Genomic DNA, 18,183 nt, shown 5'->3' on the forward strand with positions numbered 1-18,183 from the left:
CAGAATTGAACAAAACCTGTACGATTTAGGACACGGAATAAACAGTTTTATTCTTTAGAAGAACTTAATTCCCGCACACTCTTGGTTATTTTCTCAACCTCATCTTGCCACTGTTTAACAGTCAGCGTATTGCTCATTAGGCCAGTTATGGGGTTCCATATTGCCTCTACGTCTTTGATGACTAGCTGCGATGCTTGTTTCCATTGAAAAACAATCGGCGCTACATCTTTTTGAGATATTTGAACGGAATCATAGAATATTGGAGAAGTGTATGGCTTTACGATTTCCAGACCATTTTTAACCGTGACTATCCCTTTGGATTTCTCCGCATTTAATTGAACGATATCATCATTGTATTGATAACGCAGGAACTCCTTGGCAAGTTCAATATTCTTCGCCTTGGCGGGAATAAACAGGCTATCCAAATAGGACATGACATACCTCTGATCCCCCTTATTGAACACTGGTGGTGCGAGAAAACCAAATTCGAAGCCTTCTTCGCGTGGAGTGCCTTTCATTTCATTCTCTATCCATATTCCGCAAGGAATGAACAATGCCTTACCTTGTAGAAAAGCAGCCTGTGCTTGCGTATGGCTTAATTTAACGGTTCCTGGCATGACATAACCTTTTTGTGCAATAGCACTTAACACCTCGGCTATTCGCCTGACGGAATCGGACCTAAATGCATCCTTCTCATAATTTTCCGCCTTCCAGACGTCTTCCATCCCCCCCACAGATGCCACCGACGGCCAGAAAATAGACTCTAAATAACCCGGGAACAAACCTTGGTAGGTGAATAGTGATCTTCCATCCTTCTTAGCGAGCTCACCTAACTTCAAGAATTCATCCCATGTCTCTGGGAGCTTCCAGCCTTTTTTCTCAAAAAGAGTCTTGTTATAGATTAGCCCCATTGGAGAGGTATAGAACGGTGCAGCATAAATTTTCCCATCCCCTAAGGGATTAGCATAATCTAAAATACCATCCAGCATTTTATTCTTAAGCGGTACTTGATTATCGAGAGCATTCCCTTCAAATACATCCGTCAAATCAAGTAATAATTTATCTCTCAACATTTCTTCAATCATACCTGTCGTCTCACTCTGTGAGATATAAATGATATCGGGTGGATTGCCAACGGCGATTTGCGGTTTAAGTATTTCCATGATCTTGGGGCTTGAAGTCAAATTAACAGTTACCCCTGGATAGTCTGATTCAAATCGTTGTTTCACCGCGAGCCAATAATCCTTTCCTTGCCCTCCCTCAAATACAGCTAAGTTCAGAATTTTGTTCGCAAACTCATGTTTCACTTGGGAGGATTGCATTTTGTTCAGGCTCGAATCCGAAGGAGTACATCCTGCGCTAGCCCATAATAATAGGATCACACCTGCGAATATTAAACTATTTTTAATAGATTCCACATATTTCATAACAGGTGTCTCCTCCTTGGACTTATTTAGTTGCGAGTAATTTCTTACGGAAATCTGAAGGACTAAGCCCTACGATCTTCTTAAATACTCGATTAAAATAAAACGGATCATCTATCCCCACCTGTGAAGCCACCTCTTTTATCCTCGTATCCGGAAGCTTTAACAATTCAATCGCTTTATTGATTTTTAGTTCATTCATATATTGAACAATGCTTCTACCCGTATCTTGCTTAAATACACGACATAAATAATTAACATTCATATTTACTTCTTGAGCGAGACGGTCAAGCGTTATTTTTTTCTCAACATTCTCTTGCAGAATCTCCGTGATTCGAAATACTTCTTTGCGATAAATATTGCTTTTAACTTGATACAATAGATTAATGGCTTCCTGCATCGCTTGCTCAATAGTTAGAATAAGCCCTTCCATAGACTCAGATTGTGAAATATCACTCTCAAAACTCTCTAAGAGTGTGGTTGCCCCTACCCTATTTTGTTCAGTGGACGGTAGTACTTGTGTGTTCCATTTTAAGATCATGTTGTCTAGGTCAGATAATAAACCCAAAAGGTGAAATTTTAAGGCTGACGGGTCCCATTTGATTTGTTTTGCCTCATTAAATAATATGCTTATGTTCTCCAATACTAGCGTTGTATTCCCTACTTCAACTGCTGCTTTGACTTGATCCAGCCATTCCACATAGTTAATGGAGTGTAGTGACTGGGTTAACTTTGAATGCCCAGCAACTAAGACAGATGCAGGCCCTGTATAAAAGTTGTAAGTTGATGCTCGCAGACACAAAGTGTATCGTTCTCTCAACTGCTTCAAACCTACAAATGCATCACTTAATGTAATGCTGACACTTAAATTCAAATAAAGCTTAAGCATCTGCACTAAGTTATTCATTAACAGTAACCAACTGGGTTCTTCAAAATAACCGCTCTGTTCATAAACTATAACAATATACTGATGACTCTCCATCTCTATGAAATCAAATGCAAAGTGATCTGACACGGTTTCTTTCACAATATTCGCTATAGAAAAGCTAAGTAGTCTCTTGTTATTAATTTTACCGTTACTTAGCGCCTCCACATAATCATCGATTCTTATCATAATAAGATTACCAGCAAGTCTATCGAAGGGTATCCCGTACTTCTGTGTTTCTTGCATCAAATAAACCATGTCCTGCTCCTGATCTAAAAGAAGCTCTCTCCATATGCTGTTCCGTTGCTGAAGCTGCGTTTCATTAAGCTTAATTTTCATATGAATATCCTGTTCTTTAAGCTCTCGTTCCGTTAATAACTGCTCCGTGATCTTAGTCAGCAGAAGAATCAGCTCATCTGGCTTAAGCGTCAGCTTCAACATATAATCTTCTGCTCCAAGTTTCATGGCTTCCCTCACGTAAGCATAATCATCATAATTACTAAGCACCACAAACTTCCCAGTGAATTTCCGTTCGTTGAGCGTTCGAATTAATTCAAGTCCATCCATGTTAGGCATCACTAGATCCATAATCACGATATCGATCGGTTCTGTCTCTATGACCTCAAGAGCTTTGTATCCATCTGCAACAGCACCCATTAATTTAAAACCATATTCATCCCATTTAATTAGTGTACTGAGTGCAATCCTCACTATTTTCTCATCATCCACAATTAGTATCCGCATCAGCTGAGTCCTCCTGAAGTGTAGAAATATAAGGTATCGTGATGATAACATCCGTGCCTTGATCAGGCTTACTCCAAATCTCTAATCCATAGGGGTCTCCATAATGTAATTTGATTCTCTCCCGCACATTTCCAATACCGATATTTGCTAATCGATTCTCTGAATGATTATCTCTAAGCTGTAATATCTCCTGTAACTTTTCAGCACTCATCCCTTTCCCATTGTCGCTTAACTTAATCTTTAACACCACTCCGTTCAATTCAGCAGTCATTGTAATCCTAGGTTCCATATTCTCACCGCTTAGTCCATGAATAATCGAATTCTCTACAATGGGCTGAAGCAAAAATTTCAACACTTGAGTATCTAATAACTGTTCAGGAATTTGCACATCAACCTGTAAAGACATCCCGTATCTAATTTGTTGAATAACGACATAGTTCTTGATGTTCCGAAGCTCTTCCCCTAGCGTTATCCGTTCATTCTTCTGAACAATTGTACTTCGAAGTAATTCAGCCAGTGCACCTAAACCATTGCTTACACTATCCGCTTGACTTAGCATCGCCGTCCATTTTAACGAACTCAATGTGTTAAATAGAAAATGCGGATTAATTTGTGCCTGCAACATTTGCAGCTCAATCCCCCTCTTCTGTGCCTGTTCTTGTTCCACACGCTCGATCAATAGTTTGATTTCCTCGATCATGGCTTCAAATTTCCCTGAAAGATATCCGATTTCATCTGGATGCTTGTCGTTTATTTCTACCTTTAAATCACCTCGCATGACCTGGTTCATTCCACTCACTAACTTCTTAAGGGGTGTGGAGATACTAATAGAGATGAAGGTTGCAAATAAGGATGAAACAACTACACATATGACGGCAATGAAGAACATTTCATTTCTAATCTCCACAGATCCCATATTCAAATAGGCTTGTGGAATTAAACTAATTACATTCCAATGAAGTACCTCATTATGTGTATTTAAGAAAAAGTAGGGTTCCGCCCGCAGCGTTACTATCCCCGTCTCCATACGGGAATTAATCAAATGATTTAAAGTACGATTAGCTTCCAAATCTTGATCCGAATGAAACAGGTGATTGTTGCTCGTCAATATTTCTCCTGCATCATTCATAATGATTTGTTCACTACCCTGTCCCATATTAATGCTTCCAAACAAAATCTGTGAGAATAATTCCTCATCAATTCCCATAATGACGAACCCCACAGTTTCGCCTGATCCATATGAAAGTGGAATCCTCCTAGCCAATGAAAGGATATTATCACCAGCTGTCGTATGGGCTGTGGTCCAGATATCCGCACTTTTATTCTGTTTGGCCAGAGCAAATATTCGCTGTTTATCCTCTGTAGTAAATTCTTCGTATCCATAATCGTACAGAACTTGTCCATGATTAGTTAGAATCTGTAGTGTTTTGATTGTAGCAAACAACCAAAATTTATCGCTTAACACAGTGTCTTCAAACTTCTTATGTATGTTACTAATATCAAGATCACTCAATCTATTGTAGCGGAGCAGGGCTTGCTGAATATCTCCATTCAACATGATTTGATCAGCGAAAGTCTCATATTTTGTCACTTCTGTTCCGATCTTGCTTCCTAAGAGGCGTAATATATCATTAACAAAGGTAGTTGTCTTAGAGGTGATTGCTTCATTCGATTTATGGTAAGCCAGAAAGCCGAAGGTACATAGTGGGATAATAGCAAGCAGCAGAAATGAAATCATTAAGCGTCGCTGAACTTTTGACTTTCGAAGTAATTTAATCATTAGCGTACACTAAAGTTAGATTCATATCGTAAAACCTCCTAATAACAGATCATCTGAGGTAAGTATTCAACGGTGTACCATTTAGCCCTTTCACATTAGTACAGGGTCTCGCATGATATAGGAATCTCTCCCTCGTCCCCCTAATATAGTTTAGGAAGAAGGGCGGGATGCACATGGGTACCAAAAATGATCAAGAGCAAAGGGCTATCTTTCTAGCTGCTATCTGCGGACAGACCTATGCGCAGTTCTCAAATAAAGACGGTTCGTTCGTCGTTCCATTAGATTATCAGATCGTGGATACGATTGAAGCAAGATCCATCAGCGAGGTGTGGGAACGCTTTGGATTTATTTTGGAATCTCCACAAGAGATTATCGTTGCCTTCCGCGGAACCAGCTCCACAACCGATTGGATGTCAAACGTTATGGCCTCACAAGAGAGATTCAATTACATTAAAGAAGATACCCTTACCCACCGCGGTTTCACGAATATCTACTCATCAGCACGCGATGGGATTATCTCTACACTCGCTAAGTTATCTCCCGATAAGACCTTATACATTACTGGTCACAGTCTTGGCGGAGCACTCGCCACTTTATGTGCTATTGATCTTGCGGCCAACACCTCGCACATCTCACCTATTCTGTTCACCTATGGCTCACCACGTGTAGGCGATCCGAACTTCGTTAATGCTTTTAAACAATATGTCCGCAAGAGTTACCGTTATGCCAATCTCTTTGATGTTGTTACCTACGCACCTCCACATGTATATAGGCTACCTAAAAGGGAAACGAAGTACTATTACAGTCATGTCCATACTTTTTTATCACTGTCATTCCAGAATGGATCGGCAAGTAGTAATCATATGATCAGCTACTATTTCACAGAGCTCTCCAAGCTTCAACCGCAGTACTCCGAGGAACTTTGTTTAACAAACCCTGGATTCTGTCCAGTTGTAAATCCCCCCATCATAAGCGCATCAATTCCACCAACTGCACCTCATGTGGAGACAATTTACTAATTAATGAATAGGTGCTCGTTATTTCGACTTGTTCAAAGTTCAGTTGCGGGCAGCTCGCTTGCTTCAAATAATTAAGGGTGTCAGCATCAATAGGATGAGGCGCCCCCATTCGTACCCACAGGTCGAAAACGCTTCCATTTTGTCTGTTTATTGTATGTCTTTTGATAGAATACGAGCCTGGATGAATATCTGTAAGCTCCAACGTCAACTCTATATCTCCAACTTCTTCGAACACATCGTATCTATTCGTGCGATTAATGAGCGAGGCATCACCTTTTTGGTACAATGAATCGATATGCGCATAAGCATACATCAACACCTGCAGCCCCATATCACTGCTAGTAACGTAATATCCTTTCCCTTGATGAATGAATTGGCGGCCTAATTTTGCAAGCAGTTTAAACGCATAGAAGGATGGCTTTGGTATCCCGTTATACGTCATCAGCCCCAGACCTCCATGAAACATTTCTGACGACATTTTGAACTCCTCTAGCAAATCCGTAGCCGTCCAATAACCAAAACTATGGAGACCATCCATATTTTCCAGAACATTTTTCACGATATAGGCTGCCTTAAAGCATGTATCATTCACTAAATCGCGGTGAGAGCCTGTGGCATTCCATTCTGTCATATGCAGTTCAGGAACATCCCTTCCCATAGCTTCAGATACGGTTTTCTTCAATTTAATAATGACTCGCGATAAATATTCTGTATCTGCTGAAAGCTCTATTTTCTGAAACAACACATCCGGATTCTCTTCATAATCCACCTGAATCACTTGAGTTGATCTTAACGATTCATCATACGGATAACTGTGAAAGGATATAAAATCAGGCTTTACGCCTCGTCTGCACACATCGTTCATAAACCTTGTCAGCCAATCTGACTGCATTAACGTAAAAGATAAAACACCTGGCCCCCCTACACATAGCTCAGGATCTATGGATTTGATGATTTGAAATGTTGAAATGAACAGCTCACAGTAAGCTTCATAAGTATCTGGCCAAAAAATATGGATTTCCGGTTCGTTCCACACCTCGAAATACCACTGCCTCACTTCATGAATGCCATATCTATGGATGTAATGCGTAATAAACTGATGGATCATCTGATTCCACTTACCGAGGTCCTTAGGACTACCCACCAAGCTCTTTTTATAAAAAACAGAAGTAGCTTCCTCTCCCGCAAGCTGGCGTGGTAAAAAAGAAAGCTCTAAAAACGGTTTCAATCCGGAGCACAGTAAAAAATCAAATAATGAATCGCTATAAGCAAAGTTCAGGCTTACTTCTCCCCGCTCATTCTCGCCATAAATCATCATCTCATCATCAAAAATACCGTGAAACCGTATATACTGAAACCCAATTTCCTGTTGCATTTGCTTGATATGTCTTTGTACCTCTGCAAACAATACCTCCTTGGCCTTTCCCACCGTCATGAGCTTCTTCCAACTATGCGCAAGCTCCTTACTTTGGTTAGACTTTACCGAAATCTCATGGGTCTGCTTATGTATAGTAAGGGCCACTGGTAGATTGGAAGCAGCTGACAAATTTTTGTTAGGGAGATATTTGAATAGCGACTCAAACGCCTGTGTGGGATTCATGTCAAAGTAGTTAAACTGGGCCACACTGCTTTTCTTAAATGAACTGCGTCCGTCCAAGATAGTCCTCCGGTATTCTCCAGGTGTCTGTCGATAGAACTCTTTAAACACCGCATTAAAGGATTTCAGATTGGGAAACCCATGATCATGAGCGATCTGTGTAATCGATAGATTGGTAAGCGTCAAATCTTTTACAGCTTTATCCAAACGCACCGCATTCACATATTTGGTAAAGGAAGTACCCATATACGCTTTGAAAAAACGCGACAAATACGGAACAGTCAAATACTCCTGAAGGGCCAATTGCTGGATGTTAATTGCCCGATTGTAGTTCTCTTTGACATAAGAGGTAATTCGCAATAGCCGTTCACGATGCTTATCATCCTGTTTCTCAGGACTTTGATCCTGTTCACGAAATCCTTGCATGAGTAAATAAGTTAAATTAAGAAGACAGGACTGTATCCGTAAATGATACACTTGTGGGCGCTTATTGTGGAGAAGCATCATCTCAGCCAGCAATGTACGAAGTTCATCAAACTTAGATTGTTCTTCATAGCTAGAAGCCGCAGAATTACAATTGAATAACATTCTTTCGATCTGAGGTTCAATCAGAATTAAATAAGAAACTGGAATTTGCAGCGCTAGCACCAAATTATTCTCTTCTGCTTTAATCGCATGAATTTCATTAGCATTAATCAAGAACAAATCTTCTTCATTTAACTCTCTAAATCTGTCTTTTGTGAAAAGCTCAAGTTTCCCCTTGAGCACGAATAATATTTCAATGCTATCATGCCAATGATTCGGGACCTGATGGGTACTGTGCAAAAACATGTGGACCGGAAGATGATCGTCCATCTCAATATTTTCGTAGGTGTAGCTTTGCAACTAGCACCCTCCTCTCACTCTCTCAATAGATGTCTTTTGTCCTATTATATTATAAAAAAAGCGATTGAATAGAACTATCCTATTCCATCGCTTGATACTATTACAGATCTCTATAAATTCTGATTATAGTTGTGTATCCCAATAGCCACAAAACGGATCCACAGGATTAACTCCTTTAAAGGAGGAACGCCCCACAAGCTTCTCAATCAGAGCATCTACCACATAATTACTTGGTGAATAGGCATTAATAAACGTTGGTATACGCGGGACGTCGATCAAATGATAGGGATTCGCTACAGAAATGAAGATTGTTGGCATTTCTTGAATAAACCATGGCATGTCTGCCCCAAATGGAGGTGCCCAATTAATCCGTACAACGGTTTGATTACTATGGGTTTCCAAATTTGAAATATAGACCGCAGCATCATAATGATCCGTTAACGCTTTTACACCTCCAAACATGGCACTGAAATCTACTTCACTCTTATTAAAGAGCGTTACCTCGAATCCTTCCTCTTTTAGCTTGGAAATGAAGTACGGTGCAATATCTGCCCCTCCGAATAAACCTTCCTCGCCCCCTAGTGTGAATACCAGTAGACGTTTGTGACTCTCCGGACGGATTGGGAGCATCTCCTGTGTATCCTTCACCAATGTAACTGACTCATCTGCACATTCCTGAGCCCAACGCACATGCTCTTCGCAAGCAAGGGTGGCAAGAGCTTCTTTTCCTGGAACGAGCGTGCCTTGTTGTTTCTTCTTATGAAGTCCCAACGCAGCTTTCACTGCAAGAATACGAGTCACTGCTTCATTCACGCGCTCCTCTGTCAGAATGCCAGTCTCAATTCCTTTCATCATATAGGCAAAGTCTTCTTCTAAACTCTTGTTAAAGAGGAACATATCACAACCCGCAGCTATGGATGTCGGAACCGCTAGCTCCCGCTTCATGGCCATTGTGAATCCTGCCATTGGTGTAGCATCTGTAGTAATCAATCCATTAAAGCCGAGCTTGGTACGTAATAAATCATTTAAAAGCTCAGGAGCTAACGTTGCAGGCATAATTTCCAAATCTGTAATTCCCGGACGTAATTCTCTGGAATAGGCAGGATGAGCGATGTGCCCCACCATGACCGTATGTGCGCCAGCTTCTATACAATCCGTATATACCTTCCCAAAGGTAGCATCCCACTCTTCCACTGAAAGTGAGTTAATAGAGGTCAACAAATGCTGGTCCCTTTCGTCAACGCCATCTCCAGGGAAGTGTTTAATAGATACCGCCATGCCATGTTCTTGAATCGCTTCGGTATATGCCTTGCTCATGCGAGCTACTCTCTGCGGATCAGAACCAAATGTTCTAACGTTGGTTATCGGGTTACGAAAATTATAGTCGATATCGAGAATGGGTGCGAATGCCCAGTTACAGCCTACAGCACCACCCTCCCGCGCGGCAATGATGCCAAGTTTACGAGCCATTTCGGTGTTATCCGTTGCCGCCACTTGCAGCTGCTTGCCGTAGAAAGAACCCTCTGCCGCAGAACCATTACCTCCTGCTTCAAGATTAGCAGCAATTAGAAGAGGAATATCTGATGTATCCTGCAAGTAGCGATGTGTTTCTTGCACCATCTTGCCGGGACCGGGACGGAACATAATCCCGCCAATCTTAATCCCTTGTGTCAAAAGTGCCAGCTGCACCTTATCATCGGTGAAACCGATCGGGCAAAATAACTGCCCGACCTTGCCTGCCAAATCCAGAGAGGCTAAGGTTTGTTCTACCCATTTAATCCCTTCATCATCTAGATGAAAAGGCTTTGCCTTCAAATCAATCATTTCTCCAACCTCACTCTCTCCAATTTATTTATTGGAATTCATATGTTTAAGCAGCCATTCGCGATAGAAGAATTGCGACGTTCCTCGAGCTCACGCATCATAACGGGTTGATCCTTGTCAAGACGATAGAACAACAGCAAAGTAATCATAATAATTTGGCCAATAATCGGTGCCCACAAATAGTTAAATGAAATCGCAGCTAATGCTGATTCTGGCTGCGCCGTGGAGTTAGCTACATAACCACCCATCGATAATATCACTCCACCAAGTGCTCCACCGAGTCCCATCCCCACCTTAACCCCAAAACTAGCAGCTGAATAAAGTAGGCCTTGTGCCCGAACACCTGATTTCCACTCCCCATAATCAACCGTGTCGGCCATCATTGCAAAAATCAGACCTGCTCCAACTCCCATGCCAAGCCCGCTTATAAGAAGCCCTGCCAACAGCACCGGAACAGAAAGGGAGTTCCCCCCAGTAATTGCAATAAGGTAGCCAAGGATAGAAACCACTGATCCCATAATAATGGTGTTCCTTTTCCCAATTTTCTTTACTACAAAAGGAGCGATCACCATTGAAAATATCATCAACAATTGCATCGAATTCACGATAGGAATGAGTTCAGGCTTTTTCATATAATAGGTCATGTAATAAATGCTGGTCTGTCCTTGTATCGATGTTGTGATCCACAGGAACAAGCTCATCAGAAGCATGATCAACCAAGGTACATTGCCTTTGAGCGCTTTAACACCTTCTCGCATCGGAAGCGGTTTTTCATCAATGGCTTTTACGCGTTCTTTAGTGTTCGCAAACATGTTTAGAAACAGCAGCAGTGCAATGCTTGAGAACAGGATCATGGTGACCAGAAACCCCTTTGCTTGATCGCCGCCACCAAAAGCTTTCACAAGCGGCATCGTTCCAGCACTAACTGTAACAACTCCAATCACGGCGAATATCATACGAACCGTATTGATCACTGTACGTTCATTAGAATTACTAGTCAGACTTGGCAGGATTGCAGACAGTGGTAGATTAATACCAGAATACATAATACCAAGCACGGTATACGAAATGTATGCGTATACAAGTTTACCCGTATCACCAAAATCCGGCGTCAAAAACATAAGTACTGCAGTCAAGCTGAAAGGAACAGCAAGCCAAAGAAAATAGGGTCTGCATTTCCCCCACTTTGTTTGCGTACGGTCAATCATGACACCAATGAACGGCTCGACAATCGCGTCGATTACCCGTGCAACAAGAAATACCACCGCTACCGCACCTGGGTTCAGACCAAACACATCCGTATAGAAGTACATGAGGTAAAGTGTTGTCATCTGGAATATCAGATTTGACGCAGTATCCCCTAGCCCATAACTAATTCGCTCTCTCCATGGCATTTGATTTTCATTCATACTGCCATCCCCCCGCGTCGCATTTTGTTAGCGTTTTCTTAATTGCATTGTACTGAAGCTGATTCTTTTACACTGTCCGTATTTTAACGGAAATAGGGGGCATTTTTATCTTTTAACAGAGCGGAAGCGTTAGGTTGACTATTTGGATACAGATCAACCTTAAAGAGCCTACAGAACAGCAGCATGCCAGTAATTCTAATAAATGCTCCAAATAATACATCCGTTGCAAAATGATCTCCCATAATCACGCGGCTAGTCGAGGTGCTGATTCCCCGCACTTCCGCACAGACAAGCAGAATCTCCACAAATACCAGCCCATACCCACGCGTTAAAAGTATAAAGCTCCATTAATGAATTCGGATAGGCGAATAATAACTAAAACTAGGGTAGATTTTAACCCTCCTCTTATGTGAAAAAGTGATCAATAAAACAAAAGGATCGTTTATCTACAATAAGCAAAAAAGCCTAATCCCTTGTGCACGTTGGCAGGAGGTTAGGCTTTATGGTTCAAACGATTAGAAAAGGAAATAAACTAACACCACACCTTCGACTACCAAGATCAGTGAAACGATATGTTGTTTCGTATGCTTTAAAAATTTCCAATCAATAAATGACTGAAATCCTAGGGCAATAATTATAAATACAATCCAAAACCACTTCATTCCCGTCCCCTGTACACCATCAGCTATCATTATTACAATTACTGAAATTAATCCAATAAGTCCGATTATTAATTTGCCTTTTATATTTAGCTCATTGCCGTCGTCAGAAAGTTTTTCTTTATCCGGACCAACAATCCATATTCTAAGAAAATAACCAGAAAAGGCAAGGATTAATATTAAAAATGGAATGATCATTCCTGTTGCCCCCATCCTAAGAAGTTATTCATATTTATTTCTTATCATTAATTCTTTGATTTCTCTTAACTCATTTAATATTTCTTTTGAAATTTGTGTACTTCTAGAGTTATCGATGCCTAATTTAATCACGAATACTCCAAGCAAAAAATAGATGACTAGCATTACGATGATACTCAACTTATCTCCACTCCCCTCTTTATCGTTTGATTCTTAAAAGATGCAGTTCGTGATAGCGTAATTATTCCTATGATACCATAATAAGGGTGTGTGATTAACGCATGAGAACTTGTTGCTAACTTGACAAAAGATCTGCATTTTCGATAGCATGGATAATATCTTGATTATCAAGACATTCAATTTACGAGGGTGGTTTGAAACCTGAACAATTTAAACTGAAAAGAGGGACCACAATGGCAGTACTTATTCTATACGCTACAAAATCAGGGGCAACAGAGCAATGCGCAAAGGTATTATCCGACGAGCTCCCTCAGAGTAAGATCTGTAATATTGAAATAGAGAAGCCAAGTCTTGAGGCATTTGATAGCATTATTTTAGGTGCTGGAGTAAGAGACGAGAAGATATATAAAGCGATTCGTGATTTTATCAAAAAAAATAAAGATGAGCTACTAAATAAGAAGATGGGCTACTATATTTGTAACGAAAAACCAAAGACTACTGAGCAACTAATTGAGAAGAATTTTCCGGATGATTTAAAAAAGGCTGCAGTTTGCATCGAATCCTTTGGCGGTTATAAAGCCTATAAGGCTCCCAAAGAAGGTACTGATCAGCTCAAGGGGATTTTTGTAGATAAAATAAAAGAGTTTTCTAAGAATTTTAAATAGAGGAATATAGAATTTTCTAATAAAAATCCTGTTATCCAGATCAATGATCTGGATAACAGGATTTTTTTATAAAATAGAATTGAATGGTTTATTACTACTTGATTGTCAATTCAAACTTCGCACCCACATCGCTTACAAATACAATTTTCCCGTTACTCGGAAGTTTAACTTGCGTAAGACCACTGACAGTAGAGAAATTTACACACACACCATTCGCATCATAAACAGCAAAGGAACCTTTAGGTGGTAGCCCTACTGTCATCAACTTGCCTGATGCTGTCTCAGGTATTTCATACCATCTTGCATATCCATCTGCTTGAATGGTTACCAATGATTGCGGGCCGGCATAGATAGGTTTAATCGCATCCTGTGTAATAAATAATTGGTTTCCAACCTTGAGATACTCCACACCCTCTTTATTTTCAAAAACAATATCCGCAAGATCGCGCCCACCTAAAGTTGGAATTTGCACGGTCATTTCAGCTTTATTCGGCCCGGTTATTTTATTCGAGCCCATATAGCCCGGTGCATCAGGGAACATAGCAATTCCAGCTACTGGCATACTCATGTAAAATTGTGAGCTATACTTCTCGCTGACATCAAAATACAATTTCCCTTGACGCTGCTGCCAAGCTGACAAGACCTCATTGGATAAAGCATTCGCCTCTAGCTTTTCAGCTGCATATTGAGAAAGAGCAGTCTCACCAAGCCCTGGAATGACCCCGTACCCTTGAATCCAAAGGTAGATGCGACTATTGCTTTCCTTCACAAAGCTAACTTTATTAGCACCCGCTGCATCTAAGAATTCACCGTTTGTATTATACGAAAATTTCTGAGCTGGAAATGTAGGTGCCATAATCGAAGATATACTCAAATCCCCAGCTTTTGTAATCTCTATCTTCATCAGTTGTGTAGAATCAGCATAGACACCAGCATAATCCAGCAATTCCTGCGGCATAGCCTCTTTGTTCGAAGCTTTAAATGTAGGTGTAGGTTTTAGTTCCTTGATAACTCCCTTTTCTTGTAGCGCACTGAGCAATATTTCGTTAGCAAGCATCTGATCAGTTGAGCTATCCCCACCAGAAGATACCACAGCTGCTGCCATCTGCTGATCAGGCAATATGACAAGTGAAGTATGATACAGAGTTGTATCCCCTCCCTTTGTCAGAGCTTTGATCTCGTACTGATTGAATGGATATAAATTCACACTGTCCCAGCCCAATCCGTACGCAAACGAATTATCTTTTCCTTTCGGCCACATTCCACGCTTGTACTCCTCTTGCTCCATCGCTTTTATTGATTTTTCTGACAGAATCCCCTTCGATCCTCCAGTGAAAATAGTTGCAAAACGCACCAAATCTTCAGCCGTAGAATAGATGCCCCCTGTTCCAATCACGTTAATCGTCTCTTGGGGTAAGGCGGCAGGGTAGGTAGCATTATATACACTTGCCAGCTGTCTAGAATCCACAGAATCTACTGGCGTTTTCGTATGCCCAAGCCCTAAAGGACCTGTAAAATTCTGATGGATGAATGTGGTGAAGTCCATTCCACTGACTTTCTCAACAATCAACTCCGCCAGCGTAAATCCATCATTACAATATACTGAGTAGGCTCCTGGATCTGCCTTTAGACGCTCAGTTGTCAAAGTCGCTAGCAAGTTATCTTTGGCGATAGAATCAGAATCATTGAATAAGAAAGAGTTTGATAAGTTCGAACCCCCTAGACCTGATGAATGATTCAGTAGCATTCGTACGGTGATTTGCTTATAACGTGAATCTTCCATCGTAAAATGATTCAGATACGATACGACAGGTGCATCCAAATCTACCTTTCCTTGATCAACGAGCTTCATAATAGAAGCGGTCGTATACATTTTACTCGTCGAGCCAATTCCATACATCGTTGTAGTGCTTGGTGCTGTCTTGCTCTCCACATGGCTGTATCCAGCTGTGCCGCTCATAACGATATTATCGCCATCGATAAGAGCATATTGGAGACTTGTCGTCCCTATCTTTTCCGTTAAGAATGCTGCCTTCTCTGCCGCGACCTTCTGAGTGTTCACATATGTTTGCGTTTTGCTACTATCTGCTGCTAATGCATTCGTAGGAAGATAAACTACTAAAAGTAAAAATACCATCAACAGGGATATTATTTTCTTCTTCATACATTCCCTCCCGCTATGAATTTTCCATTCCTTTAAAGGGTAAATTATCCACATGGGAATGTAAAGGACGTTTATATCATTATCTATTCCATTAATTCTACTTTGTCTCCGATTCTGATTTCCCCTGTCTTAACTACAGAAGCGTAAACTCCGAAGTGTAGTTCAAACTCTTGGTTTAGTTTTTTCAATAATTTAGGGTCTCTTTCCTGACTATCCGGGTCCATCGTGATAACCATACATCTCTCACAAAAACTATCTACCTGTAGCTGAACATCTCCTATGGAGAGCTGCCGCCCGATCCAATCCCCTTCGAAAAGAGATTCATCGCTTAGAGCTATAACAAAGTTCCCACGAAACCGGCGCTGATCTAAGGAATGTCCCCACGCAGCCTCTAGCTTCTTCAAACTAGCATCCGTAATGAGCAATATGCTGGCACCATCCACCGATAACAGTTGCGGGTGCTCTGGCTGTGGATGTGAAGCTTTTATACTAGACATGGTAATTCGCGTTTTAGTTTGGCTTTGGATTTCTTCCAATAAATGCTCATCCCACCCAAAGGTTCGTCCATCCGAAGCCCTTACATGAATTTCTCCATTGATAAATTGCGCTTGGTAGGTAAGCATTTTAGGATTATTTCTAGCCGTAAAATACCGCCACCAGCCCTCTTTTGACTCATCATAAAAGGCACAGAAGCGATCCCCTAACATTCCATACGGTTCTATCACACAGGTTTCCAATCGTTCACCTGCAAATGACTTGACTGGATAGCGATTAATTTCTCTGATTTCACCAATGATTGTTTGCACGGTACAACGCCTCCACTTTCAAAAAATACAACATATCCTTTAATTCTACCTGAAATCGTTTGACTCTTGCACCCTTATTTTCACAACAACACATAGCTATTTCGGACGATTCTCGATCACATAAAAATTTATATATTTTACTTGAATATATGTTTTATACTATGACTATTACATATAGTGGAAAGAATATGAGAGGTGAATAGCAGTGCGGTCCAATGAATTCCAAAGTTTTGATTTTGCTTTTACACATGCTGTAATTGGAATGGCTCTAGTTTCGTTAGATGGAACGTTCCTAAAATGGAATTCAGCCCTAAGTAACCTGTTGGGGTACGATCATAACGAGTTAATAACACCTTCACCATCTGTCCGAACTCTTCTAAGTCAGATCCATGAAATTGCTGAGCTTGGAAGGTCTCTTTCCTCTATGAACATCCATCCGCATCGATTCCAACAGAACTACTACCTACCAACCGGACAACTGTTATCCATAGAGATCTCCATATCTATCGTTTCGGATGCTAATGGTGCACCCCTATATTATTTTACTCAATTTGAGAACAAGACCTTGATCAGGCAAATAGAAACTCAGCTGCAAGAAGCGGAGAGCAGTCTATTAGAAAAAGATAAATCATTCCTGCAACTCCTGGAGGGATTACCTCTGACCGTTGTTGTTACAGCAAAAGGGATTATTCAGTATGTGAATTCAGCGGGCTTACAGTTAATCCATGCGGAAAGCCTGAATCAATTGGTGGGTACATCCACTACTAATATTGTAGACCTTACCAATCATGCAATCCTTCAAGAACGAAGGGAAAGATATTACAGTGGTGATACGATTGGCTCTGTTTGCTACTTAATCAATTGCTTAAATGGTCAGCAGAAATTTGTGGATGGATTCACACTTCCGATTATCTTCAATGGAAACATGGCATTTATCGGAATATTTAAAGATGTCTCTCAGCAAATGCTGGAAGAAGAACGGCTAATCCAATCCGAGAAATTATCTACCGCAGGGCAATTAGCAGCTGGAATCGCTCATGAAATCAGAAATCCGCTTACCGCCATTAACGGCTTTATGAAGCTGCTTCGCTCTTCTGAGCGCATGAATGATAAATATTTTTTCATTATTGAGTCTGAATTGAAACGCATCGAATTTATCGTCAACGAGCTGCTGGTCTTATCCAAGCCACAAACGACGCATGTCAGTAAACCAGTGGATTTATTATCTTTACTAGAACAAGTCACCACACTAATGAATGGACAAGCTGCACTGAAAAACCTTCAGATCCTCCCTGTCTGTACAGATCACTCCATTTGGATCCATGGTGAGGCTTATCAGCTGAAACAGGTATTTATTAATTTACTTAAAAATGCGATGGAAGCAATGGATAGTGGAGGAAATATATATATTCATGTGCTTACAAATGAAAGTGAAGCCCGAATCAGCGTGCAAGATGAAGGTTGCGGGATGACAGAGGAACAGATTAAAGCACTTGGTAAACCATTTTACACGACAAAAGAAACAGGAACAGGTCTTGGCTTTATGATCACGCAGAATATTGTACATAATCATGGCGGAGCGATCACTGTAGAAAGTGTTCCTGAGCAAGGCACTACATTTACGGTAACCATTCCAAAAATTTTAGAGCCAGAGGAAGCTGTCATATAACATAAGAAGTTCCGCAATGAATGATCCTTATTCATACTAGTATCCATACCTTCGTAGGGAGGTTCCGCTTAACGAACCATAGTGCACTTATTCCTAATAACAAGCCCATTCCCGGGTAATTTCGGGAGAATAACGGTGCTGGCTCGTTTACGTTACGGCGGCACATTATATTCGGTTTTTCGCATACATTCGGCTCGTTTACGTTACCGGCGGCATATTGTATTCGATTTTTCGC

Annotated in this window: 13 protein-coding genes; 3 read left to right on the forward strand and 10 right to left on the reverse strand. The window is 40.9% G+C overall.

Going from position 1 to position 18,183, the window contains the following annotated elements; translation table 11 throughout:
• Positions 1–47 precede the first annotated feature (47 nt).
• The 3 genes from MHB64_RS20105 to MHB64_RS20115 are packed head-to-tail and all read right to left on the reverse strand — an operon-like array spanning position 48 to position 4,831.
• Complete coding sequence (locus MHB64_RS20105; RefSeq protein ID WP_341135239.1) at positions 48–1,427, reverse strand: carbohydrate ABC transporter substrate-binding protein; 1,380 nt, start codon at positions 1,425–1,427, stop codon at positions 48–50.
• 22 nt (positions 1,428–1,449) lie between these two features.
• Positions 1,450–3,093 carry a response regulator transcription factor gene (locus MHB64_RS20110; RefSeq protein WP_341135240.1) on the reverse strand — a complete coding sequence of 548 codons (1,644 nt, stop codon included), beginning with the start codon at positions 3,091–3,093 and terminating at the stop codon, positions 1,450–1,452.
• Positions 3,071–4,831, reverse strand: a complete 1,761-nt coding sequence (locus tag MHB64_RS20115) for a cache domain-containing sensor histidine kinase (protein ID WP_341135241.1) — start codon at positions 4,829–4,831, stop codon at positions 3,071–3,073. Before MHB64_RS20115 ends, MHB64_RS20110 begins: the two co-directional genes overlap by 23 nt.
• A gap of 215 nt (positions 4,832–5,046) precedes the next feature.
• On the opposite strand from MHB64_RS20115, the gene MHB64_RS20120 reads away from it, so the two are divergent.
• On the forward strand, positions 5,047–5,892 hold the full coding sequence (locus MHB64_RS20120; protein WP_179281540.1) for a lipase family protein: 846 nt from the start codon (positions 5,047–5,049) through the stop codon (positions 5,890–5,892).
• Here the strand turns inward: MHB64_RS20120 and MHB64_RS20125 are convergent.
• The 5 genes from MHB64_RS20125 to MHB64_RS20145 all read right to left on the reverse strand — a co-directional run bounded on the left by MHB64_RS20125 (position 5,840) and on the right by MHB64_RS20145 (position 12,464).
• Positions 5,840–8,374 (reverse strand): GH39 family glycosyl hydrolase, encoded by a 2,535-nt coding sequence (locus tag MHB64_RS20125; protein ID WP_341135242.1) that lies wholly within the window; start codon positions 8,372–8,374, stop codon positions 5,840–5,842. The genes MHB64_RS20120 and MHB64_RS20125 overlap by 53 nt on opposite strands.
• Positions 8,375–8,497: 123 nt before the next feature.
• Entirely contained in the window at positions 8,498–10,198 is a 1,701-nt protein-coding gene (locus tag MHB64_RS20130; protein ID WP_341135243.1) for a glycoside hydrolase family 3 protein, read from the reverse strand.
• Between the two features lie 38 nt (positions 10,199–10,236).
• Entirely contained in the window at positions 10,237–11,607 is a 1,371-nt protein-coding gene (locus MHB64_RS20135) for an MFS transporter (protein WP_094869259.1), read from the reverse strand.
• 83 nt (positions 11,608–11,690) lie between these two features.
• Entirely contained in the window at positions 11,691–11,912 is a 222-nt protein-coding gene (locus tag MHB64_RS20140; RefSeq protein ID WP_341135244.1) for a hypothetical protein, read from the reverse strand.
• 210 nt (positions 11,913–12,122) lie between these two features.
• Positions 12,123–12,464, reverse strand: a complete 342-nt coding sequence (locus tag MHB64_RS20145) for a DUF4181 domain-containing protein (protein WP_179281539.1) — start codon at positions 12,462–12,464, stop codon at positions 12,123–12,125.
• Between the two features lie 413 nt (positions 12,465–12,877).
• On the opposite strand from MHB64_RS20145, the gene MHB64_RS20150 reads away from it, so the two are divergent.
• Positions 12,878–13,309, forward strand: coding sequence for a flavodoxin domain-containing protein (locus tag MHB64_RS20150; RefSeq protein ID WP_094869257.1), 432 nt, complete (start codon positions 12,878–12,880; stop codon positions 13,307–13,309).
• 94 nt (positions 13,310–13,403) lie between these two features.
• On the opposite strand, the gene MHB64_RS20155 is transcribed toward MHB64_RS20150, so the two are convergent.
• Together MHB64_RS20155 and MHB64_RS20160 are read right to left on the reverse strand one after the other, a co-directional pair.
• Positions 13,404–15,473, reverse strand: a complete 2,070-nt coding sequence (locus tag MHB64_RS20155; protein ID WP_341135245.1) for a serine hydrolase domain-containing protein — start codon at positions 15,471–15,473, stop codon at positions 13,404–13,406.
• A gap of 83 nt (positions 15,474–15,556) precedes the next feature.
• Positions 15,557–16,279, reverse strand: a complete 723-nt coding sequence (locus MHB64_RS20160; protein ID WP_341135246.1) for an MOSC domain-containing protein — start codon at positions 16,277–16,279, stop codon at positions 15,557–15,559.
• A gap of 205 nt (positions 16,280–16,484) precedes the next feature.
• Here MHB64_RS20160 and MHB64_RS20165 point away from each other — a divergent pair, with 205 nt between their 5' ends.
• Entirely contained in the window at positions 16,485–17,948 is a 1,464-nt protein-coding gene (locus tag MHB64_RS20165) for an ATP-binding protein (protein ID WP_341135247.1), read from the forward strand.
• The last annotated feature ends 235 nt before the right edge of the window (positions 17,949–18,183 follow it).

This window comes from Paenibacillus sp. FSL K6-2859, assembly GCF_038008265.1.
Lineage (GTDB): Bacteria > Bacillota > Bacilli > Paenibacillales > Paenibacillaceae > Paenibacillus_AQ > Paenibacillus_AQ nitricinens.